This is a genomic window from Marinobacter sp. UBA2498, from assembly GCF_002341575.1.
Classification (GTDB): Bacteria; Pseudomonadota; Gammaproteobacteria; order Pseudomonadales; family Oleiphilaceae; genus Marinobacter; species Marinobacter manganoxydans.
In genome coordinates this window covers 1-620 of record NZ_DDOI01000038.1, presented here as the reverse complement: position 1 = coordinate 620, position 620 = coordinate 1, and the positions used below count along the sequence as shown (strand labels likewise).

Below are 620 nucleotides of genomic sequence, written 5' to 3'. Positions count from 1 at the left end.
CGTCAGCACTTCTCCCTGGGGCAGCTCAACGCCACCATCCGTGAGCTGTTGGAGAAGCTCAATAGCCGCCCCTTCCGCAAGTTGCCCGGGTGCCGGCTTGATCACTTCAAACAGCTGGACCAGCCGGTTCTACAACCGCTACCCGCCGAGCCGTATGTCTACGCCGAGTGGAAAAAAGCCCGGGTACACATCGACTACCACGTGGCCATCGATGGGCATTACTACTCGGTGCCCTACACCCTGATCAAGAAAGAGGTGGAGGTCCGGATCACCCACAACACCATCGAATGCTTCCACCGAGGCAACCGGGTCGCCAGCCACCGGCGTTCGGATCAGAAGGGTCGGCATAGCACCATCGCCGCTCACATGCCGGAGTCCCATCGCCAAGCCGGCGAGTGGACCCCAGAGCGACTGACCGCCTGGGCAGCCAAGACTGGACCGGCAACTGAAAAGCTTATCCGTACCGCGCTGGGGGCAAGAAAGCATCCGCAACAGGCCTATCGGTCCTGTCTGGGCATTCTCCGGCTGGGCCAGAGCTACGGCGAGGCACGATTAGAACGTGCCTGCCAACGCGCCCTGATGCTGGGCAGTTGCCGATACAAGAGCATCGAATCCATCCT

At 61.1% G+C, this 620-nt stretch carries 1 protein-coding gene; it reads left to right on the top strand.

The annotated features are described in order from the left end of the window. Positions 1-620: Mu transposase domain-containing protein (locus tag B2W52_RS04095; RefSeq protein ID WP_414673471.1), on the top strand; the 620-nt coding region annotated here is incomplete at both ends.